At 64.8% G+C, this 22,621-nt stretch carries 24 protein-coding genes; 17 read left to right on the top strand and 7 right to left on the bottom strand.

From position 1 onward, the window contains the following. Positions 1-24: 24 nt before the first annotated feature. Positions 25-1,206 (bottom strand): dual-specificity RNA methyltransferase RlmN, encoded by a 1,182-nt coding sequence (rlmN, locus tag CFP68_RS10000; RefSeq protein ID WP_099826770.1) that lies wholly within the window; start codon positions 1,204-1,206, stop codon positions 25-27. A gap of 125 nt (positions 1,207-1,331) precedes the next feature. After that, complete coding sequence (locus CFP68_RS09995) at positions 1,332-1,862, bottom strand: invasion associated locus B family protein (protein ID WP_099826769.1); 531 nt, start codon at positions 1,860-1,862, stop codon at positions 1,332-1,334. A 180-nt stretch (positions 1,863-2,042) separates the two neighbouring features. Here CFP68_RS09995 and CFP68_RS09990 point away from each other — a divergent pair, with 180 nt between their 5' ends. Further along, positions 2,043-3,056: an asparaginase gene (locus CFP68_RS09990; RefSeq protein WP_099826768.1), complete on the top strand. Its 1,014-nt coding sequence runs from the start codon at positions 2,043-2,045 to the stop codon at positions 3,054-3,056. Positions 3,057-3,121: 65 nt separating this feature from the next. Further along, positions 3,122-3,976 (top strand): D-amino-acid transaminase, encoded by an 855-nt coding sequence (locus CFP68_RS09985; RefSeq protein WP_099826879.1) that lies wholly within the window; start codon positions 3,122-3,124, stop codon positions 3,974-3,976. A gap of 156 nt (positions 3,977-4,132) precedes the next feature. Here the strand turns inward: CFP68_RS09985 and CFP68_RS09980 are convergent, their stop codons facing one another. Further along, complete coding sequence (locus tag CFP68_RS09980; protein ID WP_099826767.1) at positions 4,133-4,423, bottom strand: DUF1244 domain-containing protein; 291 nt, start codon at positions 4,421-4,423, stop codon at positions 4,133-4,135. 232 nt (positions 4,424-4,655) lie between these two features. On the opposite strand from CFP68_RS09980, the gene pyk reads away from it, so the two are divergent. From pyk to cls, 9 genes are all read left to right on the top strand, one after another. After that, positions 4,656-6,101: a pyruvate kinase gene (gene pyk, locus CFP68_RS09975; protein ID WP_099826766.1), complete on the top strand. Its 1,446-nt coding sequence runs from the start codon at positions 4,656-4,658 to the stop codon at positions 6,099-6,101. A gap of 31 nt (positions 6,102-6,132) precedes the next feature. After that, positions 6,133-6,357, top strand: coding sequence for a hypothetical protein (locus tag CFP68_RS09970; protein ID WP_099826765.1), 225 nt, complete (start codon positions 6,133-6,135; stop codon positions 6,355-6,357). Between the two features lie 127 nt (positions 6,358-6,484). Next, the gene (gene rpmI / locus CFP68_RS09965; RefSeq protein WP_099826764.1) at positions 6,485-6,685 is read left to right on the top strand and encodes a 50S ribosomal protein L35; all 201 of its coding nucleotides are present in this window, start codon (positions 6,485-6,487) and stop codon (positions 6,683-6,685) included. Positions 6,686-6,697: 12 nt separating this feature from the next. After that, positions 6,698-7,063, top strand: a complete 366-nt coding sequence (gene rplT, locus CFP68_RS09960) for a 50S ribosomal protein L20 (protein ID WP_099826763.1) — start codon at positions 6,698-6,700, stop codon at positions 7,061-7,063. Positions 7,064-7,320: 257 nt separating this feature from the next. Beyond that, positions 7,321-8,058, top strand: a complete 738-nt coding sequence (locus CFP68_RS09955; RefSeq protein WP_099826878.1) for a ZIP family metal transporter — start codon at positions 7,321-7,323, stop codon at positions 8,056-8,058. Positions 8,059-8,088: 30 nt separating this feature from the next. Further along, positions 8,089-9,186, top strand: coding sequence for an HlyD family secretion protein (locus tag CFP68_RS09950; protein ID WP_099826762.1), 1,098 nt, complete (start codon positions 8,089-8,091; stop codon positions 9,184-9,186). Between the two features lie 10 nt (positions 9,187-9,196). Then, positions 9,197-10,243 carry an FUSC family protein gene (locus tag CFP68_RS09945; RefSeq protein WP_099826761.1) on the top strand — a complete coding sequence of 349 codons (1,047 nt, stop codon included), beginning with the start codon at positions 9,197-9,199 and terminating at the stop codon, positions 10,241-10,243. Further along, a complete protein-coding gene (locus CFP68_RS09940) occupies positions 10,240-11,775 on the top strand; it encodes a phospholipase D family protein (RefSeq protein WP_099826760.1) in 1,536 nt (511 codons plus the stop codon). Before CFP68_RS09945 ends, CFP68_RS09940 begins: the two co-directional genes overlap by 4 nt. A gap of 185 nt (positions 11,776-11,960) precedes the next feature. Then, the gene (gene cls, locus CFP68_RS09935; protein ID WP_099826759.1) at positions 11,961-13,391 is read left to right on the top strand and encodes a cardiolipin synthase; all 1,431 of its coding nucleotides are present in this window, start codon (positions 11,961-11,963) and stop codon (positions 13,389-13,391) included. A gap of 33 nt (positions 13,392-13,424) precedes the next feature. Here the strand turns inward: cls and CFP68_RS09930 are convergent, their stop codons facing one another. Both CFP68_RS09930 and CFP68_RS09925 read right to left on the bottom strand, forming a co-directional pair. Then, a complete protein-coding gene (locus CFP68_RS09930; protein WP_169961466.1) occupies positions 13,425-15,074 on the bottom strand; it encodes a serine hydrolase in 1,650 nt (549 codons plus the stop codon). Positions 15,075-15,384: 310 nt separating this feature from the next. Beyond that, complete coding sequence (locus CFP68_RS09925) at positions 15,385-15,969, bottom strand: lytic transglycosylase domain-containing protein (RefSeq protein WP_420915822.1); 585 nt, start codon at positions 15,967-15,969, stop codon at positions 15,385-15,387. 164 nt (positions 15,970-16,133) lie between these two features. Here CFP68_RS09925 and gatB point away from each other — a divergent pair, with 164 nt between their 5' ends. The 4 genes from gatB (at position 16,134) to CFP68_RS09910 (ending at position 18,743) form a co-directional block, all read left to right on the top strand. Further along, on the top strand, positions 16,134-17,645 hold the full coding sequence (gene gatB, locus CFP68_RS09920) for an Asp-tRNA(Asn)/Glu-tRNA(Gln) amidotransferase subunit GatB (RefSeq protein ID WP_099826758.1): 1,512 nt from the start codon (positions 16,134-16,136) through the stop codon (positions 17,643-17,645). Between the two features lie 64 nt (positions 17,646-17,709). Continuing rightward, a complete protein-coding gene (locus tag CFP68_RS09915) occupies positions 17,710-17,937 on the top strand; it encodes a hypothetical protein (RefSeq protein WP_099826757.1) in 228 nt (75 codons plus the stop codon). Beyond that, positions 17,937-18,062, top strand: a complete 126-nt coding sequence (locus CFP68_RS18580) for a hypothetical protein (protein ID WP_277621460.1) — start codon at positions 17,937-17,939, stop codon at positions 18,060-18,062. The genes CFP68_RS09915 and CFP68_RS18580 overlap by 1 nt, the downstream gene beginning before the upstream one ends. A gap of 192 nt (positions 18,063-18,254) precedes the next feature. Then, entirely contained in the window at positions 18,255-18,743 is a 489-nt protein-coding gene (locus tag CFP68_RS09910; RefSeq protein ID WP_099826756.1) for a DUF4177 domain-containing protein, read from the top strand. Positions 18,744-18,746: 3 nt separating this feature from the next. Here CFP68_RS09910 and CFP68_RS09905 read toward each other — a convergent pair whose 3' ends face one another. Then, entirely contained in the window at positions 18,747-19,004 is a 258-nt protein-coding gene (locus CFP68_RS09905) for a BolA family protein (protein ID WP_099826755.1), read from the bottom strand. A gap of 73 nt (positions 19,005-19,077) precedes the next feature. Here CFP68_RS09905 and CFP68_RS09900 point away from each other — a divergent pair, with 73 nt between their 5' ends. Continuing rightward, positions 19,078-19,707 (top strand): DnaJ domain-containing protein, encoded by a 630-nt coding sequence (locus CFP68_RS09900; RefSeq protein ID WP_099826754.1) that lies wholly within the window; start codon positions 19,078-19,080, stop codon positions 19,705-19,707. A 382-nt stretch (positions 19,708-20,089) separates the two neighbouring features. Here the strand turns inward: CFP68_RS09900 and tldD are convergent, their stop codons facing one another. Then, the gene (gene tldD / locus CFP68_RS09895) at positions 20,090-21,511 is read right to left on the bottom strand and encodes a metalloprotease TldD (protein WP_099826753.1); all 1,422 of its coding nucleotides are present in this window, start codon (positions 21,509-21,511) and stop codon (positions 20,090-20,092) included. 180 nt (positions 21,512-21,691) lie between these two features. Here tldD and coxB point away from each other — a divergent pair, with 180 nt between their 5' ends. Then, positions 21,692-22,615 carry a cytochrome c oxidase subunit II gene (gene coxB, locus CFP68_RS09890; protein ID WP_099826875.1) on the top strand — a complete coding sequence of 308 codons (924 nt, stop codon included), beginning with the start codon at positions 21,692-21,694 and terminating at the stop codon, positions 22,613-22,615. The last annotated feature ends 6 nt before the right edge of the window (positions 22,616-22,621 follow it).

The following is a 22,621-nucleotide window of genomic DNA, read 5'->3' as shown; positions in this document are numbered from 1 at the left end:
GTCGCGGGGCGCCGCCGGTTCCGTTCAGTCGGGGGCCGGCGCGGCGCCGACGGGTTTGCGCACGCGGCGCTCCTTTTGCGATTCTGACTTCAGCTGGCCGCAGGCGGCCATGATGTCTTCGCCGCGCGGGGTGCGGATCGGCGAGGCATATCCGGCCTTGTAGATGATATCGGCAAAGGCACGGATCCGGTTGTTGCTGGACCGCTCATAGGGGGCACCGGGCCATTCGTTGAACGGGATCAGGTTGATCTTGGCCGGAATGCCGCGGATCAGCTCGATCAGGCGATGGGCGTCGGCATCGCTGTCGTTGACGTCCTTCAGCATGACGTATTCGAACGTGATACGCTCGGAATTGGACGCCTTGGGATAGCTGCGCAGCGCCTCCAGCAGCGCGGCGATGTTCCAGCGCTTGTTGATCGGCACCAGCTTGTCGCGCACCTCGTCGGTGGTGGCATGGAACGACACCGCCAGAAGGCATCCGATCTCTTCTGCGGTGCGGGCGATTTCCGGCACCACGCCCGATGTCGACAACGTGATCCGGCGGCGCGACAGGGAAATCCCTTCGGGGTCCATGGCGATCTTCATGCCATCCCGCACCGATTCGAAGTTGTAGAGCGGTTCGCCCATGCCCATCAGCACGACGTTCGACAGCAGCCGCTGTTCGTCCTTGGGGTTGCGCCCCGGTTCGGGCCATTCGCCCAGATCATCGCGCGCCAGCATGATCTGGCCGACGATTTCACCCGCCGTCAGGTTGCGCACCAGGCGCTGGGTGCCGGTGTGGCAGAACGAACAGGTCAGCGTGCAGCCCACCTGGGACGAAATGCACAGCGTGCCGCGGCTCTCCTCGGGGATATAGACGGTTTCGACCTCGTGACCGCCGGCGATACGCACCAGGTATTTCCGCGTGCCATCGGTGGAAACATGGCGCGACACCACCTCGGGCAGGTCGATCGCGAAATTCTCGGCCAGAAGCGCGCGATAGGGTTTCGCCAGATTGGTCATTGCGTCGAAATCGCGCACGCCCTTCTGATAGATCCATTGCCACACCTGACCCGTGCGCATCTTGGCCTGGCGTTCCGGCGTGCCTGCCTCGATCAGGGCCGTGCGCATGGCCTCGCGCGTCAGTCCGACCAGGTTGGTCGGACCGTCGGGCAGTTTGCGGGGCAGGGTCAGCACGTCCTGCGTGATCGGTGTGGTGGCGGTCATGGCGGTTCTCCGGATCTGGATACTGCGCCTATATGGGATTGCCGCGCATAATACAAAGACGACCGTCGCGTCCGATCCCGCAACGGGCGGGCCGCCGGCCCCCCGCGCGCATCACACGTCAGCGATCATTCGTTGCAGCGTTTGGCCGCTTCGTCCATCGCCGCCGTGAACCCGAACAGCGAGAACGTGTCCTGGGTCTGGGTGCCGCGCGACGAACGTGCGGTCAGCACGGCCTCGGATCCGCGCTTGAGCGCCGCGACGATCTTCGCGTCATCCTCGTCCGAGGCGGGCCAGGCCCAGTCGCCATCGGTGAACAGATCGAACTTGGTGCCGCCGATATCCATGCTGACGGTCGAGCCGTCGGCGAAGGGATAGCCGCCGGTGAACGATACCTCGCCGGTGGTGCCGCTGCCGGGCCGGAAGCTGACGAACAGAAGGATGTCACCACGCCGCACGGCCACGACGCGGCCGTCACGGGTGTTAACCGTCTGCTTGGGGCTGGATACGCCCCAGCATTCGGTCGGATCCTTCTCGACGAAAACCGCCCATGCTGTCTCAACCGCGACGCGGTTGGTGGATTCCGACTGTGCCGATGCGCCACCGGCCGCCAGTGCCAAAGCACATGCGGCGAAGATACCCTTGATGTTAGGTGTCATGTCTATCCCAGTCTCCAGCTGCCACTGCCCCGTGAAACCCTGCGCATGTCCCGTCTGGTGCGGGTCTTGCAACGATCAGGTTTCCTTTTCCTCGCTACGGTGCAACTTTAACTGCAAACGGGACGATAACGAAAGCCCCCCGTGGCGGAAAATCGCCGAACCGTGAAAGGAACGTTACCGATGATTGCACCCGTCCCGATGGTCGATGTCTGGCGCGCCGACCTTGTGGAATCCACCCATGCCGGGCACGCGGTGGTCTGCGATCGCCAAGGCGCGGTCGTGGCAGCCTGGGGCGATCCAGACGCGGTGATCTTTCCGCGCTCGTCGTGCAAGATGATGCAGGCGCTGCCGCTGGTCGAAAGCGGCGCCGCCGCGGCCGCGGGTCTAGGCGCGCGCCACCTGGCATTGGCCTGTGCATCGCATGAGGGCGCGCCGGTCCATGTGCGTGAGGTCGCGGCCTGGCTGGAGCGGCTGGGTCTCGGCGACGGCGATCTGCTGTGCGGCACCGAAACCTCGCGCGATCGCGACCTGCGCGAGGCCATGATCCGCGCAGATGAAACGCCGTGCCAGGTCCATAACCAGTGTTCGGGCAAGCACGCGGGGTTCCTGACCCTGGCGCGGCACCTGAGGGCGGGGCCCGACTATGTCGATCCGTCCCATCCGGTTCAGATCGCCGCCCGCGCCGCTCACGAAGAGGTGACCGGGCTGGATTCCCCCACCTTCGGGATCGACGGCTGTTCGGCACCCAATTTCGCGACCACCGTCACCGGGCTGGCCCGCGCCATGGCCGCCTTTGCCGCGGCCCGCGACGGGCAGGGGGTGCGCCCCTCGGCCATGGCGGCCTTGCGCCACGCGATGGTCGCGCATCCCGATCTGGTGGCGGGCGAGGGGCGGGCCTGTACCCGCCTGATGCGCGCGATGGACGGTGTTGCGGTGAAGGCCGGCGCCGAAGCCGTCTTTGTCGCGATGCTGCCCGAACAGGGGTTGGGCGTCGCGGTCAAGATCGTGGACGGTGCGACGCGGGCATCGGAATGCGCCATCACCGCGCTGCTCTGTGCGCTGGGCGTGCTGGATCGCAACGACCCGGCCGCGCGCCGCTATCTCGGTGCGCCCCTGACCAACCGCGCGGGGCGCGAGGTGGGAATGATCCGCGCCGCCCCCGGTTTCGCCGACGCGCCCATCGCCGTCAGGTGACGCGGCGTCTTGACAGAACGACCGACCCGGACCACTCCGGACACATGAAAACGAAGGAGCGGAAGATGTCGCGCACGGTCTATGTCAACGGAGAGTATCTGCCCGAGGAAGACGCGAAAGTGTCGGTGTTCGACCGCGGCTTCCTGTTTGCCGATGGCGTCTATGAGGTGACGTCGGTGCTGGGCGGCAAGCTGCTCGACTTCGATGGCCACGCGACACGCCTGGCCCGGTCGCTGGGCGAGCTGGAGATGAGCAACCCGATCACGAAGGAGGATCTGCTCGAGGTGCACCGTGAACTTCTGCGCCGCAACGCCATCGACGATGGTCTGGTTTATCTGCAGATCACGCGCGGTGCCGCCGATCGCGACTTTGCCTATCCGGTCGATGCAACGCCGACCATCGTGTTGTTCACCCAGGCCAAGCCGGGACTGGCCGACAACCCGATGGCGAAAACCGGCATGAAGGTCATCACCATCGAGGATCGCCGCTGGGGGCGCCGCGACATCAAGACGGTGCAGCTTCTGTATCCGTCCATGGGCAAGATGATGGCCAAGGCCGCCGGCGCCGATGACGCCTGGATGACCGAGGACGGCCACGTGACCGAAGGCACGTCGAACAACGCCTATATCGTGAAGGACGGCAAGATCATCACCCGCCACCTCGGCGAGGAGATCCTGCACGGCATCACCCGCAAGGCCGTGTTGCGGTTTGCCCGCGAAGCCCAGATGCAGGTCGAGGAGCGCCCCTTCACCGTCGAGGAAGCCCGCGCCGCGGACGAAGCCTTCGTCACCTCGGCCTCGTCCTTCGTCATGCCCGTGGTGGAAATCGACGGTGCCGCAATCGGCAACGCCACACCCGGTCCCGTCGCAAAGCGGCTGCGCGAAATCTATATCGAAGAAAGCCGGAAGACCGCCATCTGAACATCGAGGCGGTGGCGTGAGACGCGCTGTGGGATTGAGTATTTAAGGCAAGAAAAAGCTGGGCGTTCGTTGATCCGACAGAAGGCGCCAACGGGTTCACCGCTTTTTCTTGCTGAAAATACTCTCGCCGAAGGCGCGCCGCGCAGCGGCGAACGATCAGCCGTGCGAGATGTCGAACGCTGCCTTCTGTTCTTTCGTGGCTTCCGTCTGGTGACGTGATTTCCAGTCGTCGTAGGGCATGCCGTAAAAGATCTCGCGCGCCTCGTCCTTGGACATCTCGATGCCGCGGTCGTTGGCGGCCTCCTGGTACCAGCGGCTGAGGCAGTTGCGGCAGAAGCCACCGAGGTTCATCAGGTCGATGTTCTGGACGTCGGTCCGCGTCGCCAGGTGGTCACGCAGGCGGCGGAATGCGGCGGCTTCCAGTTCGGTCTGTGTCATGTTGTCCATTGGGATCCTCCTGGATCAGGATTTGGGCGTCGGCCCCACGCGGGTCAAGGGCGACGTCGTGACCCGGACACCGTTTGCCCGGTAATTGGGCATTCGGACGCGCCGGCACCCGGATGTTACCGCAAACGTCGTCGATTCCGGTCCGGTTTTAACGCGGTATTGCTCCGATATGGGAATACCGGCATAACGCCGCTGACTTGTACAAGCGCCAGACCAAGACAGGATACTTCGCATGAGACGTCTCAGAAACGTTAAGATCGTGGCCACGCTCGGGCCGGCGTCGAGTGATTATGACACCATTCGTGCCCTGTTCGAGGCCGGAGCCGACGTGTTCCGACTGAACATGAGCCATGGTGAACACGGCGATATCGCCAAGCGCCACGAGATCATTCGCCGGATCGAAGACGATCTGGGACGACCCATCGGCATCCTGGCCGACCTTCAGGGCCCGAAGCTGCGGGTCGGAACCTTTGCCAATGGTGAGGAGGAGTTGACCGAGGGCCAATCCTTCAGGCTGGACCTGGACAAGGCCGAGGGTGATTCGAACCGGGTTATGCTGCCGCACCGCGAGATTTTCGAGGCATTGGAACCGGGCGCCAGCCTGCTGGTCAATGATGGCAAGATCCGTCTGAAGGTGGATGAGTGCGGCAAGGATTTCGCCAATTGCACCGTGGTTGTCGGCGGCGTCATTTCCAACCGCAAGGGTGTGAACGTGCCCGACGTGGTGCTGCCCCTGGCGGCGCTGTCCGAAAAGGACCGGCGCGATCTGGAGTTCGTCTGCGAGTTGGGCGTCGACTGGCTTGCCCTGTCATTCGTCCAGCGCCCCGAGGACGTGAGCGAGGCGCGCGATCTTGCCAAGGGACGCGCCGCGATCCTGAGCAAGATCGAGAAGCCGGCGGCGGTAAAGAACTTCGACGCGATTCTCGAAGTTTCCGACGGCATCATGGTGGCGCGCGGCGATCTGGGGGTCGAACTGCCGGTTCAGAACGTTCCGCCGATCCAGAAACGCCTGGTGAAGAAATGCCGCAACGCGGCCAAGCCGGTGATCGTCGCCACGCAGATGCTGGAATCGATGATCGATTCGCCGGTGCCGACCCGGGCCGAGGTGTCAGATGTCGCCACGGCGATCTATGAAGGCGCCGACGCGGTCATGCTGTCGGCGGAATCAGCGGCCGGCAGTTATCCGATCGAGGCGGTCCAGACCATGGACAACGTGGCCCGCGAGGTCGAAAGCGATCCGACCTATCGCGAGGTGATCGAGTCCAACCGGGGTGGGTTGAGGGAAACCGTGGCCGATGCCATCGTGTCGGCAGCCCGCGAAATCGCCGAGACGACGGACATCAAGGCGATCTGCTGTTTCTCGCAGTCCGGCACGACCGCGCTTCTGGTGGGGCGGGAACGTCCGCGCGTGCCGATCCTCGTGCTGACGCCGCTGGTGGGCACCGCGCGGCGGCTGTCGCTGAGTTGGGGATTGCATTGCGTCATCTCGCGCGGGGTCGATCGGTTCAAGCAGGCCGTGATCAATGCCGTCCGTGCGGCCCGGGCCGAGGAATTCGCGCTGGAAACCGATCAGATCGTGGTGACGGCCGGCGTGCCGTTCAACATGCCCGGCACCACCAACATCCTGCGCGTCGCGCCCTGTGAAGAAAGATTGATCTACAGCAGCGATCCCGAATAGGCTGATCCAGGGGCCGGAAAAGGGAGACGCCATGCAGCCGGATATTGCGCTCGTTCTCGGAGTGATTTTCGCGGCGCTGGCGTTTCCCGCACTTCTGTCGTCCTTTTCCGAAGGCCGTGCGCCAAGGTCGGCCGCGGTGTTGATCGTTCTGGCCGCCGGCCTGATCTATTGGGCGACGACGTCGCATCCGGGGGGCTATGCGCTTGACGATATTCCGGGGGCGTTCGTGCGGGTCATCGGCCGCATCGTGAACTGACCGATACACCTTATTGCCCCTTGCCAGTCTGAACGCCCGCTCTTATAGAGCGACTTTCCGATGGTGCGTCCGGCCGAAGTGGCATGCCGAGTCGCGCCTTAACCGTATCAAAGACGAGGAGACGGAAATGCCCAAGATGAAGACGAAATCCAGCGCGAAGAAGCGCTTCAAGGTGACGGCGACCGGATTGGTCGTTGGCGGAATGGCCGGCAAGCGGCACGGCATGATCAAGCGAAGCAAGAAGTTCATCCGCGACGCGCGCGGAACCCGGGTTCTGTCCGAGCCCGATCAGAAGCTGATCAAGTCCTACATGCCCTACGCCCGCTAAGGAGGCCCAGAAATGTCCCGAGTCAAAGGTGGAACCGTCGCCCACGCCCGTCACAAGAAGGTTCTGAAGGCTGCGAAAGGCTATTACGGCGCGCGCTCGACGAACTTCCGCACCGCAACCCAGGCCGTCGACAAGGCCAACCAGTACGCCACGCGCGACCGCAAGAACCGCAAGCGCAACTTCCGCGCGCTGTGGATCCAGCGGATCAACGCCGCCGTCCGCGCCCATGACGAAGCACTGACCTATTCGCGCTTCATCAACGGTCTTTCGCTGGCCGGGATCGAGGTTGACCGCAAGGTTCTGGCCGATCTCGCCGTGAACGAACCCGACGCGTTCGCGACCATCGTGAACCAGGCCAAGGGCGCACTGCCTGCCTGATTTGACGGTGTTGAACCGAATGGCTGGTTGAACAGCCGGTCATCTGCATTCTGCGACACAGCCACCGGATTTCCGGTGGCTGTTTTCGTTGGCGCCCCGCTCCCCGATCCAGGATCGGCGGTGGCGCGTGGTCTTGCGACTGTGTTGCCACATGGCCTCGCACTGGCCTATGCACGAAGGATGAATGTTCTTCAGACGGCATCGCGAAGGAACGGCCGATCCCTGCCGGCCGCCCGGCCGAGCGTGGATTGATGGCGATGGCGTTGCCGCTCCAGGCCGCCCTGTGGGGGCTGGTGGCCGGGGGCGCCCTGCTGGTCGGGGCGGCGGTCGGATATTTCGCGCCGCTGTCCAGGACAATCAGCGCCTCGGTCATGGCCTTTGGCATCGGGGTGCTGATTTCGGCGCTGTCGTTCAACCTGATGGAGGAGGCGACAGCCACCGGGGGTGTCCTTGCCGCCCTTGTCGGCTTTGCGCTGGGTGGCGGCATTTATGCCGTGGCCAATGCGGCATTGGCACGGGCCGGCGCGCGCGAGCGCAAGGTGTCGACCCGGGCGGTCGGCGCGTCCCTTGCCATCGCCGTCGGCTCGTTGCTGGACGGCATTCCGGAATCCGCGGCCATCGGGATCTCGCTGCTGGATGGGGAAGGGGTTGCCGTGGTGACCGTCCTCGCCATCGTGCTGTCGAATATCCCCGAGGGATTGTCGAGCGCGATCAGCATGAAGACCGCGGGCAAATCCGCCGCCTACGTGTTCGGCCTGTGGTCTGCCATCGCGTTGGCCTGTTCCCTTTCCGCCTTGCTTGGCTATGTCGTCATTGGCGGGTTGCCGCGCATCTATATCGCGGCCGCGATCGCCTGTGCCGCCGGAGCCATTTTCGTGATGCTGATCGATACGATGATCCCCGAGGCTTTCGACGAGATGCAGGCCATGTCGGGCCCGATTGCCGCGCTCGGCTTTCTGTTCGCTTTCGGTATGGGGCATCTTCTGACCCCTTGAGACACCCAAGACCCCAGCAAAGGATGCGCCATGACCGACCAGACCCCTTCCGACGATACGCCGCGCAATCCGGCCAGGGCCATCGCGCTGGTCGTCGTCGCTGTCCTGCTGGTGCTGACGGTGCTTTACGCCCTCAGCGATCGGATCGCGCCTTCGTCTTCGCGCGGGATCGTGTCGGCCCATGTGGTCCAGATCGCGCCGCGCGTGTCGGGCGAGGTGACGCAGGTCATGGTCAAGGATGACGCCGTCGTGCAGGCGGGCGATCCGCTGTTCTCGATCGATACGCGCCCCTTCGATCTGGCGGTGGCGCAGGCCGAGGCCAACCTGACGTCGACGGTGCAGGGGATCGATGCCTCGGCCGCCTCGCTGGTTGCGGCCCAGGCGGCGGTCACGCAGGCGCGCACCGCCCTTGACACGACCCGCAACGAAACCGACCGCATCCTGCGTCTCGAAGAACGCGGCGTGGCGTCCGCGGCCCAGGGTGACGCGGCGCGAGGCCAGTTGGCGGATGCCGAGGCGCGGCTGGCAACGGCCAAGGCCCAGTTGGAAAGCGCGCGCAGACAGCTTGGGCCGCAAAATGCCGAGAATCCGGCAATCCTGGCGGCGCAGGCGGGGCTTGAGCGGGCGCAATACGACCTGGCCTCGACCATGGTGCGCGCACCACATTACGGGGTGGTCACCAACGTGAGCCTGTCCAGCGGGCAATTCGTGGGCGCCGGCAACCCCGCGCTGACGTTCATCGATGCGGATACGGCATGGGTCACGGTCGATCTGCGGGAAAACCAGCTGCAGGCGGTCAAGGCCGGCGATCCCGCCAACCTGTTGTTTGACGCCGTGCCTGGCAAGATCTTCAAGGGCCGCGTGCAGAGCATCGCGTGGGGCATCAATCCGGGCCGCAACGTCCAGGGCGGTCTGGTCGTGAACCAGCCGACCAATCGCTGGTTCGAGCCGGCGCGCCGCATTCCCGTGCGCATAGAGGTCGAGGGCGGCATGGACGCCTGGCCGCGCCCCGCGCGCGTCGGCGGCAAGGTCCACGCGGTCGTGTTTGCCGGGGGCGAGGGCCATCCGCTGGCCTGGATCGCCGCGACGCTACAGCGGATCCGTTCCGTCACCAGTTATCTGCACTGAGGGCGGCCGGATGTATGTCACACCGCGCCCGACCGTCGCCGATGATCCGCTTTACGCGGTGCGCCTTGGGCTGACGGGGGCCTTGGCCTATGCGGCGATCCCGATCATCGATCCGGCCCTGCCCCCGATCATCGCGGCGCTTCCCGTGGGCCTGATCGCGGCACAGCGCAAGGCGTTCAATCCCGTCAGGATGCTTGCCGCGCCCGTCGTCATGATCGTGCTCGTCTATGCGATGACGTGGCTGGTCGAGGCATTGCGCCCCATGCCGCTGGTCTATGTCGGTGCGATGTGGCTGACCTATTTCCTCGCGTTCCGGATGATCCTTCAATCCGGGGCGCAGGCGGGGATGTTGATCATCATCGTGGCCGTGCTGATGTCGGTGATGGGCATGAATGGCAGCGCCACGGTGGAAACGATGCGCGACGGCTTCATCCAGGCCGCGCTTGTTGCCGCCATTGTCGGACCCGTCGTCTATCTGGTGCTGCCCGCGCGCACGCGCGAGGTTCACGTGGACGACCCCGTGCCGAGCCCCGGAAACATCGAAACCGGCGCGATCATCCGCGCGACCGTGCTGCTGGGATTGTCGTTCTGGCTCTACGCGGTCATGCAACCGTCCGACATGATGATGGCCATGGTCGCCGCGATGGTCATCGTGTTCCCGACGCGCAGCGCCGTCTGGTCCGAGGCCGGCCAGCGGGTGCGCGCCACGGTTTACGGCGGCGGCATGGCGATCGTCGTTCTCGGGCTGTTCGTGCTGTCACAGCATCTGACGATCCTGCTGGGCCTGATCTTCCTGTCGGGCCTCTTTCTGGGCAGCCGGATGTTGACCGGTCCCCAGCCCAGCATGGTCTATCAATACGCGTTCTCGGTCATGCTGTCGCTGGTCGCGGGGGCGCTGTCGACCCAGGATCCGGCCTATGCCACCTTCACCCGAATCGTGCTGACCATGGCAGGCGCGTTCACGGCGGCCTATCTTGTCGCGCTGCTGGATCTGATGACCGGCTGGCACGGCAGCGATGCACCGCATCCGGCAACACCTGAAAGGGGTGCGTTGTGAAAACCGTCGTCAAGACGCTGGTCGCGCTGGTCGCGATTGTGGCCGTTGCCATCGTGGTCGCGCGGATCGTCTTTGCCTTGCCCGAGGTCACCGACCGCACCGATAGCACGGCCCTTCCCCCGGTCGGGACATCGCCCCTGGCCGCGTTGGTGCAACAGCGGTGGGCCGATCATCCCGGCAAGACGGGGGTTGCGCCGCTGGGTGAAGGGGCGGCCGCCTTTGCCGCGCGCATGCTGCTGGTCAACGCGGCGACATCCTCGATCGATGCGCAATATTATATCTGGCACGGTGATCTGACCGGAACGCTTCTGCTGGATGCGCTGATGCGCGCGGCCGAACGCGGCGTGCGGGTGCGTCTGCTTGTCGATGACAACGGCACCGCGGGGCTGGACCCCGAACTGGCCGCACTCAACGCCCACGAGAACGCCGAGGTGCGGATCTACAACCCGTTCAATTTGCGCCGGTTCAAGGTGCTGTCCTATGGCTTTGACTTCTTTCGCCTGAACCGGCGGATGCACAACAAGTCGCTGACCGTGGACGGGGCCGCGACGATCCTTGGCGGACGCAACATCGGGGACGAGTATTTCGATACCGGGCCGACCGCGCTCTATGTCGATCTCGACGTGCTGGCGGTGGGCGACATTGTCGGCGAGGTTGCCGATGATTTCGATCGCTACTGGGCTGCCCGGGCCGTGCATCCTGCGGGGCCGATCGTGGGGCGCGCACCGGACGACAATCCGATCACGGCGCGGGTCGAACGATTGGCGGATGATCCGCAACTCGCCGACTATCGCCGGATCGTCGCCGAGTCGGACCTGATCCGCGATCTCGGCACCGGCCGGCTTGGTCTGGAATGGACCGATGTCGTGCTGGTCAGCGATGATCCCGTCAAGGGGCAGGGCGCGGTCGCGCGCGAGGATCTGCTGGCGTCGCGACTGGCCCATGCGGTGGGTCGGATCGAAACGCGGTTCGACGGGATAACGCCTTATTTCGTGCCGGGCGTGGCCGGGGTCAGGGCGTTCGAGACGCTTGAAGACCGCGGTGTGCAGGTGCGGATGCTGACCAATTCGCTGGTCGCGACCGATGTGCTGCCGGTCCACGCCGGGTATGCCAAGCGCCGGCGCGACCTGCTGGCCGCCGGAGTCGAGCTGTTCGAGCTGAAGCGGCAGGCATCGGTTTCGACCCCGCGCGACAAGATCGGCCCCTTCGGATCATCGGGGGCAAGCCTGCACGCCAAGACGTTCGCGGTGGATGGCGAACGGATCTTCATCGGCTCGTTCAACTTCGATCCGCGCTCGACCACCCTGAACACCGAAATGGGCCTGTTGATCGATAGCGCCGACATGGCGACCCGCATGCATGCAGCGTTCGACCGCAAGTTCGAAGGTGTGGCATGGGAGGTGGCATTGACCGAGGGCGATCTGTCGTGGCGAAGCCGCGACGCCGTGCAGGCCGCAGAACCGGGCGCCACCCTGCTCAAGACCGTGGCGCTGACCGTCATCGGTTGGCTGCCCGTTGAATGGCTGCTGTGACGGAGCATTGGTGTTCTGGCGGTGTCCACCCGCCACGCGACCCATGAAATTGCATTTTTCGACCGGTTCGTGTTCAAGGGGCAGATCCGCCCCTCCTTCTTGTCGGCGCGGCGCGCGTCGGCGATGGCGTTCCGCCCAGCCGTTTCACCTGTCCTGACGGACGCCGCCAATCCCGAAAGCACCCGATGGACCTCGTTCTTATCTTCCACGTGGCCGTTGTCACCGCCTTCACCTTCCGCATCCTGCTGCGTACCGACATGTCGCCGCCGGCGCGGCTGGCGTGGTTCGTGGTGCTGATGGCGTTGCCGGTCGGCGGAACGGTGGTGTATTTCCTGTTCGGGGAAAGCAACATCGGCAAGACGGGCCGGGCGGCACGGACGGTCATTTTCGATCGCATCCGGGCCGATGCGGCCCCGTTGATGGGCAATGCGCGGGATGTCGATACGCTGATCTCTCCGGCGCATCGCCCCACGGCGCATTTTTGCGCCTCGATCAACGGGTTCTATCCCGTGCCCGGCAACACGGCCGAGCTGATGGCGGATGCAGCCGAGACAAGCCGGCGGATGATCGAAGACATCGACGCGGCCAAGGACCAGGTTCACGTGCTTTACTATATCTGGCTCGAGGACGAGACGGGGACCGCTCTGGCCCGGGCGCTGATGCGGGCGGCCGAACGGGGTGTGACATGCCGGGCAATGGCTGACGGCATGGGATCGCGCTCCTTGATCCGGTCAGACCTGTGGCGGCAGATGAAGCGTGCCGGTGTCCAGATGGCCGTGGCCCTGCCGCTCAACCGGCCGGTGCGCACCATGTTGTTCAGCCGCATCGACCTGCGCAACCACCGCAAGATCACGGTGATCGACGGCAGGATCACCTATTGCGGCAGCCGCAACTCGGCCGACCCCGAGTTTCGGGTCAAGGCACGATATGCGCCCTGGGTCGATATCATGGTGCGGTTCCAGGGGCCCGTCGTGGCGCAGAACCAGCTGCTTTTCGTCAGCGACTGGGTGCGTGCGACGGGCGACAACCTCGATCCGCTTGCCCTTCCGGTGCCACCGATCGACGGCGGGTTCCCGGCGCAGGTCATGGGGGACGGCCCGACCGAGCGCAAGGGCGCCATGCCACAGCTTTTCGCCACGGCCCTGGCCTCGGCGCGCGAGCGGGTGACGATCTCGACCCCGTATTTCGTGCCGGATGCAACCGTGATGGACACGCTGTGTGCGACCGCCTATCGCGGGGTCAGGGTGACGCTGATCTTCCCGCGCAAGAATGACAGCTGGATCGTCGCCGCCGCCAGCCACGGATATTACCGCCGATTGCTCGACGCGGGCTGCATCATCCACGAGTTCAACGAGGGTCTGCTGCATGCCAAGACCTTGACGATCGACGATGAGATGAGCCTGATCGGATCGTCGAACCTTGATCTTCGCAGCTTCGATCTGAATTACGAGAACAACATCCTGATCCATGACACGGCGCTGACCCGGGCCATCGGCGCGCGTCAGGCCGCGTATATCGAACGCTCGGTTCCCGTCGATCTTGACGATGTCGCGGCCTGGCCGGTGTATCGGACGATCTGGAACAACGTCGTCGCGACGGTGGGGCCCGTCCTCTAGCCCACCCACGCCGCATTGCCGGGCCGGCGGCCGTTATCTTCTGCGCGCGATGATCGTCGTCCCGGTTTCGGTGTCCAGGACAAGCGCGCCGGTGTCATCGATGGCAAAGCCCGAAACCCGCGACAGGGTGTCAAGCAGACGCGCTTCCTGCTCCATCAACGCGGGCGGGCACATCATCGCGGTCGTGCCGGCGTCGCCGATGCTCAGACCGGCGCCATCCTGGCTGAACGACGCCAGCAGGCGATTGCAGGACGCGTTGCCGGCCAGACGCCCGCCGGGCATGAACAACAGGCTGGCGGGGCTGTTGTCGATCACGCCCCTGCCTTCGATGTATTCGATGATCCATTCGCGGCCCACCAGTTGCGGATCGCTGTCCTGCATCATCAGGTAATCGGCCACGGCACGATAGGCAGGCAGCGACGTGGGATCGCTGGCGGCGTTCGCGGCCACGGGGGTGGAGGCGAACCGCACGATGACCATCTCGGCGGTCGGGTCGATCCAGACGGTCTGGCCGTGGACGCCGCGCGCGGCGAAGGCACCGTGATCGTCATGGCTGACCCACCACATGCCGCGATAGCTCCAGCCCGCCAGCAGGTCATAGCCCGCCTTGGCGAAGGCTTCCTTGCTGCCGCCTTGGCGGATCCGGGCGATGGCGGCGGCCGGGATGACCTGTTCGCCGTTCCATTCGCCGTCCTGCAAGATCAGCTGACCCAGCCGCGCCATGTCACGCAAGGTCGCGTTGAACCCGCCCCCGGCAAAGGGCGTGCCGATCGAATCGACGGTAAGGAACGCCTCGCGCTCGGCGCCGATGCGCGACCATATGCGGTCTGACAGGTAATCGGCGACCGAAGCACCGGCGGTGCGTGCAACAAGCCAGCCGGCGGCATCCGCGTTGATAGTCTTGTAGCCGAAGGCATCGCCGTGCTGGGCATCGTTCTTCTGCACGGTTTGCAGGTATTCGAAATAGCTGCGCGGACCGTCATGGCCTTCGGGCTTGGGCAAGGGGCTGCCCGCTTCGGCATAGGTCCAGACTTCGGCATCGGGGTCGGAATAATCTTCCGAGTACGCCAGCGCCGTGGTCATCTCCAGCACCTCGGCCACGGTGGCATCGCCAAAGGCGCTGTCTGCCAGTTCGGGGATGATGGCGGCCACGGGGGCGGTTTCGTCCAACCGACCCTCGGCCACCAGAACCTCGGCCAACAGCCCGGTCAGGCTCTTGGTGACGGACATCGCCCCGTGCAGCGTGTCTGCATCAAGACAGCCGTCGTAACGTTCGTAAACGATCCGGCCCCGGTGCATCACCAGGATGCCGTCGGTATAATTCGCATCGAACGCGGCCTCCCACGTCATCGGATCGCCGCCACCGATCGGCGTGAATTCGACCGCATCGAGGCCCGCGTCATGGTCGCTGGCCAGGATGCTGGCGCGGTCGCTGCCATTGCGCACGGCAACGGTCGGCATCAACTCGCGGAAGTGGCAGACGGTCCAGCGCAGCTTGGGGAAGGTGAAGTAATCGGGATCGGTGAAGCGGATCGTCTTGTCCGCGGCGGGCGGAAACCCCTGCATCCATCCCATGGTCGCCGGGTTCGAGGCCGCGGCATCCAACGGTGCCGCGTCCTGTGCCGTCGCGGCCCCGGCCAAGGCCAGGGATGCGACCATGGCCGCGCGTGTCGTGTTTTTCATGTCGGGGTCCTGTCCTTTTCGGCCGCTGCCTGCATCGTATGCCACATCGTCGCGGCACCATGCGACCCTGTGACGTGAGCCACGGCAATTCCGGCATGCCGCCGCCTGAGGGCGTCAGGATCGGACCGCCCGCCAAGGCCGGGCCGGGGCAGGGGGCGCGAAGGCCGCGCCCCTTACAGGTCTGTCCGTTGTGCGATGATCGAACGCCAAACTGAAGGGCGGCGCCCCCCAAGGCATCCGGCGCGGCCCCATATCCTCGCCACCCTGCAAAAGAGGTGGCGAAAATTGCCTCGCACAGGTTTTCGAGGTCTCAGGAGACTTTGCAGTAGGGCTGGGCGCGGGTCCACGCCTGCATTTCGGCCCGCTTGCCGGCGGAATGGAACGGACCCCAATCCAGCATGCCACGGCTGACCGTGCCCCGCTTGGTGACCTGTGCCGTGGCGATTCGCACCGCGCAGGACAGGTTTGCCGCGCCGTCCTTCAAGGCCGATCCGGTGCGCGCGGCGCAGCCGTATCCCTTGGCCGTGCGCGGATCGATCTGGACCAGGCCATACCACAATCCGCCACCGCCCACGGCAGCCGGATTCCAGGTGCTTTCGTGTTTCGCCAGCGCGCTGAGAAGGCCCGCCCAGAACGCCGCCCGTTCTTCTTCGGTGGCCCCGGCATAATCGGGGCAATAGGCGGCGATGTCGGAGGGCACGAACGACGGCAGACCCGCGTCGCTGCTTTGCAGCGCGTTCAGGGTCGCTTCGGTCCAGATCGGGGCTTCGGGGCGATGATCCCAGCGCATGACGGGCAGGACATCGGAAGGTTCTTCGCTGACGGGGGTGAGTGTGGCGCAAGCGCTCAGCGAAAATGACAGCGCAAGTGCGGCGGCAATGGAACGTTTCATCATATCTCGTGTTGGCAGCACCGGACCCTTGTCCCGGCCCGGGCGTTATACGCCGAGTCGTTGTGCTGACAACCGGACGGATTCCGCATCGGCGGGAATCCACCCGCTCTTGCCCCGATGCGACGCGTGAAATAGAACGCAGGCGTCAGCCGAAGGGACGTTTCACGATGCTCGATCTTACCTACACCACGCCCGCGCCCAAGGTCATCCAGGGGGCAAAGCACGACTGGGAACTGGTCATCGGGCTTGAGGTGCATGCGCAGGTGGCCAGCAAGGCCAAGCTGTTTTCGGGCGCATCGACCCAGTTCGGCGCCGAACCGAATTCGAACGTCGCCTTCGTGGATGCGGGCATGCCGGGGATGTTGCCGGTCATCAACGAGGGTTGCGTCGCGCTGGCGGTCAAGACGGGGCTGGGCCTGAAGGCGCAGATCAACCTTGTCTCGGCGTTCGATCGCAAGAATTATTTCTATCCCGACCTGCCGCAGGGCTATCAGATCTCGCAGCTTTACCATCCCATCGTCGGCGAAGGCGAAGTGCTGGTGGACATGGGTCCCGGCGTTGCGCGGCTGGTGCGGATCGAACGGATCCACCTGGAACAGGACGCGGGCAAGTCGATTCACGACATGGATCCGAACATGTCGTTCGTCGATCTGAACCGCACCGGCGTGGCCCTGATGGAGATCGTGTCGCGTCCCGACATCCGCGGCCCCGAAGAGGCGGCGGCCTACGTCGGCAAGTTGCGCCAGATCCTGCGCTATCTTGGCACCTGCGACGGCAACATGCAGAACGGCAATCTGCGCGCCGATGTCAACGTATCGGTCTGCCGTCCGGGTCAATACGAGAAGTATCAGGAAACCCAGGATTTCTCGCACCTCGGCACGCGCTGCGAGATCAAGAACATGAACTCGATGCGGTTCATCCAGCAGGCGATCGAGGTCGAGGCCCGCCGCCAGATCGCGATCATCGAGGACGGCGGCGCCGTGGTGCAGGAAACGCGCCTGTATGATCCCGACAAGGGCGAAACCCGGTCGATGCGCAGCAAGGAAGAAGCCCACGACTATCGCTACTTCCCCTGTCCCGATCTTCTGCCGCTGGAAATCGAACAGGCGTTCGTCGACGACATCGCCGCGACCCTGCCCGAATTGCCCGACGCCAAGAAGGCGCGGTTCGTCACCGAGTATGGCATGACGGAATACGATGCCGGCGTTCTGACGGCCGATGTCGAGAACGCGGTTTATTTCGAAGAGGTCGCCCGCGGCGGCGACGGCAAGCTGGCCGCCAACTGGGTCATCAACGAATTGTTCGGCCGCCTGAAGAAGGACGAGAAGGGAATCGCGGAATCGCCGGTGTCGCCCGCGCAACTGGGCGGGATCGTCGCGCTGATCGCCAAGGGCGACATTTCGGGCAAGATCGCCAAGGACCTGTTCGAGATCGTCTATACCGAAGGCGGCGATCCCGCCGAAATCGTCGAGTCGCGCGGCATGAAACAGGTCACCGACACCGGCGCCATCGAGGCCGAAGTCGACCGGATCATCGCCGAAAACCCGGCGCAGGTCGAAAAGGCCAAGGTGAACCCCAAGCTGGCCGGCTGGTTCGTCGGGCAGGTGATGAAGGCCACCGGCGGCAAGGCGAACCCGGCCGCCGTGAACGAGATCGTCGCGCGCAAGCTGGGGGGGTGAAGCGCCGTCGTCTTGCCGCGCGTTCACGCGATGTTCATCCCCGCCCGGTATCGGCGGGCGGCCGATGAAACCCGTGCGGGACGACGTCACCATCCTGAATGAACGGATCAAGCTGTTCGCGGGGTTCCTGAATGCCCTCGGGCTGGGCCTGATCGGTTTCGCGGTTCTGCGACGGGTTGTCGAGGATGTGAACACCCTGGATCTGCGGGCGGCGCTGTGGTGCGGTGTGGGATTTGCATTGCACGGCCTGGCGCACTATATTCTAGGCAGGCTGAGGAAAGGAACGGACTAATGACCGCTTTTGACATCGCCGTCCCGCTGGTTGCGCTTGGCTTTGCCGGCATCGGAATCCTGCTTTTGCGCCGCGAGGAACACAAGCTGGACCGCGCGCACAAGAACCGGCACCCTGCCGAATAACCAAAGATGCGCTGCTGAACCACCCGTGCCCGCGGCCATGTCGCGGGTTCTGCGCCGGCTTGATTCGTTCGGGAAAAACCGGGCGTCGCGTCCGCGCCGCGCGCGCATGTTGTTGCCGATCCGCCGTCGTATCGCTTGGACAATGGTGTGGCGCTTTGCTAGTGTCACGCGGCACAAATCGGGGAGACAGCGATGAATTACGAATATGTGGTCGTGCCGGCCCCGAGGAAGGCGCCCAAGGTCAAGGGCGCCAAGACAGCCGATGCGCGATTTGCCCATGCGCTGACGGAAGTAATGAACAGCTATGGTGCCGAGGGGTGGGAGTATCTGCGGTCAGACACCCTGCCTTGCGAAGAGCGGGCCGGTCTGACCGGAACAAAGACATCATTCCAGAACGTGATGGTGTTTCGTCGCGAGATCGAAGCCGATCCATACGATTATCCCCAGCCTGACAACGTGGAAACGCCCGAACAGCTGGCCATCGGCCTGCAATCGGACGCCGACCGTCGGACGGCCGACCCCGTCACCCGGCCCGAGCCTGAAGCCGAGCCCGATCGCCCGGTTCCGACCCCTCAGTTCGGCGCCCACCGCGAGGAGGGGCGCGCACCGCGTCTTGGCCCCGCTGCGGGCGACGATCGTGTCGCGCGCTTTCCAGTCCCCGGCGCCGAGCGGCGCGACTGACGCTCAGGTCTTGACGTCGATGGCCAGGGCATGGATCCGTTCCATGATATCCGGGCCGATGGCGGCATGTATGGCGCGGTGGCGTTGCAGGCGTGACATGGTGGCAAAGGCAGGCGCGGCGATGGCGACGATGAAATGGCTTTCGCCGCCTTCCTGGAAACCGGCATGTCCCCGATGGGATTCACTGTCGTCCACCACGTTCAGGACGGTTGGCGCAAACGCGGCCTGAAGGCGGGCGTGTATTTCTTCCGCAACGGGCATTTTTATCCAATCTCCTCTTCACTCCACAACCTACATCTCTAAACTCCGAGGCCCGAGTCGGAAAGGCGTTTCAATGGCTAAGAACGATCCCTTCGGTTTTGACATCCGTGTCAGCGCCGCAAAGAAAAAGAACCCTCGGGGACGGCGCGGCATGTCCGGCGCTTTCGAGACGTCCAAGCGCGTCTGCGAACACCCCGGTTGTGAAGAGGCCGGCCAGTATCGCGCGCCAAAGTCCCCCGATCACCTGGACGAATACCTCTGGTTTTGCCGCGACCATGTGCGCGAGTACAACCTGAAGTGGAATTTCTTCAATGGAACCACGGAAGAGGAATTCGAGGCGCAGATCGACAAGGATCGCGTCTGGGGCCGCGAGACGAAACCGTTCAAGAAGTCCGAGGAACAGCGCGCGTGGTCGCGCCTGGGCGTTGACGACCCGCACCAGGTGCTGGGTGTGAACGCGACGCGAAATCCCGGCAAGTCGATCACCGGCACCCGCCGGCTGCCGCCGACCGAGCGGCGGGCGATCGACATCCTGGACGCCAAGGATCACTGGACCAAACCCGAGATCCGCAAGGCGTACAAATCGTTGATCAAGGTCCTGCATCCCGACATGAACGGCGGCGACCGCGGCCACGAGGAACAGCTGCAGGAGGTCGTCTGGGCCTGGGATCAGATCAAGGACAGCCGCAACTTCACCGGCTGATTGCGGGCATCGGCAGGTGGCATAGGACGGATCCGGCCCTGCGCGAAATCAGCATTTTCGCCCAGGCGCGCCCAGGACGGCATCGCGAGGGCCGTGCGGGCATCATCTCGCATGGCCCGAGGGGCGGATCGCCCCCCGCCAACCGTGCGTGGCGGCTCGCCTGCCGAACACCCGACGCATCCGTGTCCTGATCCCGGGTGCAATCTCCATCCGCCTCGATCGGGTTGTCCGCGCAAGCCTCGCCGCGCACCAAGGCTTCGGACGCCAACGACCCGGCCGCAAATCCGGCAAAATCCGCGTCCGGGCTTTTTCTTGCCCTCAATACTCCGGGGTGTGGGGCTGGCCCCACTTCCTTCATTTCAACCGGCGCAGCGGCCGCGGCTCACGCGGCGCTGCCGCCCACGGTCAGCCCGCCGATCAGCACCGTCGGCTGTCCGACACCGACCGGCACCCACTGGCCCGCCTTGCCGCAGTTTCCGATTCCGGGGTCCATCGCGAAATCGTTGCCGATGGCGCGGATCTTCTGCAACGCCGTCGCGCCGTCGCCGATCAGGGTCGCGCCCTTGATCGCGGCGCCGATCTTGCCATTGCGGACGCGATAGGCCTCGGTGCAGGAAAACACGAACTTGCCGTTGGTGATGTCGACCTGGCCGCCGCCGAAGCCGACGGCATAGATGCCGTCCTTCACGTCGGCCACGATGTCACCGGGGCTGACCGATCCGCCGGTCATGTAAGTGTTGGTCATCCGCGGCATCGGGGTGTGGCCGTAACTTTCGCGCCGGCCGTTGCCGGTGGGCGCCACCCCCATCAGACGGGCGTTCTGGCGGTCCTGCATGTATCCAACCAGGATCCCGTCCTCGATCAGCATGTTCTTCGCGCCGGGGGTGCCTTCGTCATCCACGGTGATCGATCCCCGCCGGTCGGGGATCGTGCCATCATCCAGCACGTTGACCCCAGGCGCGGCCACGCGCTGGCCCATCAGGCCGGCGAAGGCCGACGTCTTCTTGCGGTTGAAATCCCCTTCCAGCCCGTGACCCACCGCTTCATGCAGCAGGATACCGGGCCATCCGGCGCCCAGGGCCACATCCATCACCCCGGCGGGCGCGGCTTCGGCCGACAGGTTGACCAGCGCGATGCGCAGCGCTTCGCGGGTGACGCCTTCCCAGTGGTCGCGGGCGATCAGGCCGGTCAATCCGAACCGCCCGCCGCCGCCCATGCCGCCCGATTCGCGGCGTCCGCCCTCCTCGACGATCACCGACACGTTGAGCCGGGCCATGGGGCGCACGTCGCGCACCGAATGACCCTCGGGGCGCAGGATTTCGACCTCCTGGATCGACGCGGCCAGCGTTGCTGTCACCTGGACCACGCGGGGATCCAGCGCCCGGGCGAAGGCGTCGATTTCGCGCAGGGTGTCCAGCTTGACGGCGAAAACCGCGTCCGCCATCGGGTCGGCGTCGGTATAGAGGCGCAGGTTGGTGGCCCGTGGCGCATCGGCCAGCGTGCCGCCACCGTCACCGACGGCCAGGCGCGCCGTTTCGCAGGCGCGCTTCAGCGCCGCCTCGGAAATCTCTGTCGAATGGCCATATCCCGTTGTTTCGCCACAGACGGCACGCAGGCCAAAGCCTTCCGCGGCGTCATAGCTGGCCTGTCGCACGCGCCCGTCGTCGAACGACATCACTTCCGAGCGGCGGCGTTCCAGAAACAGCTCGCCATCGTCGGCGCCGGTGACCGCCTCGCGCAACATCCCCAGGGCAGAGTCACGGTCGATCAGGGTCTCGAACGGGCGAAATGAGGTGTCGGGCATGGGGGTTCCTTCGGGCTGATGGCGCACGATACGGTGTCTGGCGGCTGATTGCCGCAATGGTTTGGCTTGTCCAATCGTGTCTGATATGGTTTCAGAACGCCAGAACACAACGGATGCCGGTGCAAGTCGGTGATCCGTCAGCGGGTGGCCGGACCGCCCACAGCCGAACGGGAACGATACATGCGCTTACAGACCAGACTTGCGGGCCTTTTGGCCGGTTCTTACGCCCTTGCCGGTGGCACCGCCGCCCTGGCACAGGAGAACATCGAGGCTTTCGGTGATCTTGAAATCGTCGGAACGCCCAAGCCGGGGGGGCTGAACCTTCAGACGGCGGCCACCGAACTGGCCCGCGACCTGCACTGGCTGGACGGAATGGTCCTGATCATCATCTCGGCCATCACCCTGTTCGTCGTCCTGCTGCTGGCGGTCGTGGCAATACGCCACAATCGCCGCTCGAACCCGACACCGGCCAAGTTCACCCACAACACGCCGATCGAAATCGCCTGGACGATGATCCCGATCGTGATTCTGGTGTTCATCGGTGCCTTCTCGCTTCCCGTGCTGTTCAAGCAGCAGGAAATTCCCGAAGCCGACGTCACCATCAAGGTGACCGGATACCAGTGGTACTGGGGATACGAATATGTCGACGAGGGTTTCGGTTTCGACAGCTACATGATCGGCGCGCCGGCCACCGGCGGCGACAACCGGATGAGCCCCGAGGTTCTGGCGCAGTTGCAGGAGGCGGGATATTCCGAGGATGAATTCCTGCTGGCCACGGACACTTCGGTGGTCGTGCCTGTCGGCAAGACCATCGTGATGCAGGTGACCGGCGGCGACGTGATCCATTCCTGGACGATCCCGGCCTTCGGCGTGAAGCAGGACGGTGTGCCGGGTCGCCTGGCCGAACTGTGGTTCGCCGCCGAAAAGGAGGGCATCTATTTCGGCCAGTGTTCCGAACTCTGCGGCATCAACCACGCCTACATGCCGATCACCGTCAAGGTCGTCAGCGAAGAGGCCTATGCCGCGTGGCTGGACCGTGCGAAGAACGAATATGCCTCGGGTGCGCCCGTGAGCACCGACATCAAGGTCGCATCGGCGAACTGATGTCAC

Source organism: Oceaniglobus indicus (genome assembly GCF_002751875.1).
In the GTDB taxonomy this organism is placed as follows: Bacteria; Pseudomonadota; Alphaproteobacteria; order Rhodobacterales; family Rhodobacteraceae; genus Oceaniglobus; species Oceaniglobus indicus.
This window is presented reverse-complemented; position numbering and strand designations above follow the sequence as displayed.

Bases quoted from the DNA above. Each gene is read 5' to 3' on its own strand.
- rlmN (WP_099826770.1), bottom strand. From the start codon at position 1,206: ATGACCGCCACCACACCGATCACGCAGGACGTGCTGACCCTGCCCCGC.
- CFP68_RS09995 (WP_099826769.1), bottom strand. From the start codon at position 1,862: ATGACACCTAACATCAAGGGTATCTTCGCCGCATGTGCTTTGGCACTG.
- CFP68_RS09990 (WP_099826768.1), top strand. From the start codon at position 2,043: ATGATTGCACCCGTCCCGATGGTCGATGTCTGGCGCGCCGACCTTGTG.
- CFP68_RS09985 (WP_099826879.1), top strand. From the start codon at position 3,122: ATGTCGCGCACGGTCTATGTCAACGGAGAGTATCTGCCCGAGGAAGAC.
- CFP68_RS09980 (WP_099826767.1), bottom strand. From the start codon at position 4,423: ATGGACAACATGACACAGACCGAACTGGAAGCCGCCGCATTCCGCCGC.
- pyk (WP_099826766.1), top strand. From the start codon at position 4,656: ATGAGACGTCTCAGAAACGTTAAGATCGTGGCCACGCTCGGGCCGGCG.
- CFP68_RS09970 (WP_099826765.1), top strand. From the start codon at position 6,133: ATGCAGCCGGATATTGCGCTCGTTCTCGGAGTGATTTTCGCGGCGCTG.
- rpmI (WP_099826764.1), top strand. From the start codon at position 6,485: ATGCCCAAGATGAAGACGAAATCCAGCGCGAAGAAGCGCTTCAAGGTG.
- rplT (WP_099826763.1), top strand. From the start codon at position 6,698: ATGTCCCGAGTCAAAGGTGGAACCGTCGCCCACGCCCGTCACAAGAAG.
- CFP68_RS09955 (WP_099826878.1), top strand. From the start codon at position 7,321: ATGGCGTTGCCGCTCCAGGCCGCCCTGTGGGGGCTGGTGGCCGGGGGC.
- CFP68_RS09950 (WP_099826762.1), top strand. From the start codon at position 8,089: ATGACCGACCAGACCCCTTCCGACGATACGCCGCGCAATCCGGCCAGG.
- CFP68_RS09945 (WP_099826761.1), top strand. From the start codon at position 9,197: ATGTATGTCACACCGCGCCCGACCGTCGCCGATGATCCGCTTTACGCG.
- cls (WP_099826759.1), top strand. From the start codon at position 11,961: ATGGACCTCGTTCTTATCTTCCACGTGGCCGTTGTCACCGCCTTCACC.
- CFP68_RS09930 (WP_169961466.1), bottom strand. From the start codon at position 15,074: ATGAAAAACACGACACGCGCGGCCATGGTCGCATCCCTGGCCTTGGCC.
- CFP68_RS09925 (WP_420915822.1), bottom strand. From the start codon at position 15,969: ATGATGAAACGTTCCATTGCCGCCGCACTTGCGCTGTCATTTTCGCTG.
- gatB (WP_099826758.1), top strand. From the start codon at position 16,134: ATGCTCGATCTTACCTACACCACGCCCGCGCCCAAGGTCATCCAGGGG.
- CFP68_RS09915 (WP_099826757.1), top strand. From the start codon at position 17,710: ATGAAACCCGTGCGGGACGACGTCACCATCCTGAATGAACGGATCAAG.
- CFP68_RS18580 (WP_277621460.1), top strand. From the start codon at position 17,937: ATGACCGCTTTTGACATCGCCGTCCCGCTGGTTGCGCTTGGCTTTGCC.
- CFP68_RS09910 (WP_099826756.1), top strand. From the start codon at position 18,255: ATGAATTACGAATATGTGGTCGTGCCGGCCCCGAGGAAGGCGCCCAAG.
- CFP68_RS09905 (WP_099826755.1), bottom strand. From the start codon at position 19,004: ATGCCCGTTGCGGAAGAAATACACGCCCGCCTTCAGGCCGCGTTTGCG.
- CFP68_RS09900 (WP_099826754.1), top strand. From the start codon at position 19,078: ATGGCTAAGAACGATCCCTTCGGTTTTGACATCCGTGTCAGCGCCGCA.
- tldD (WP_099826753.1), bottom strand. From the start codon at position 21,511: ATGCCCGACACCTCATTTCGCCCGTTCGAGACCCTGATCGACCGTGAC.
- coxB (WP_099826875.1), top strand. From the start codon at position 21,692: ATGCGCTTACAGACCAGACTTGCGGGCCTTTTGGCCGGTTCTTACGCC.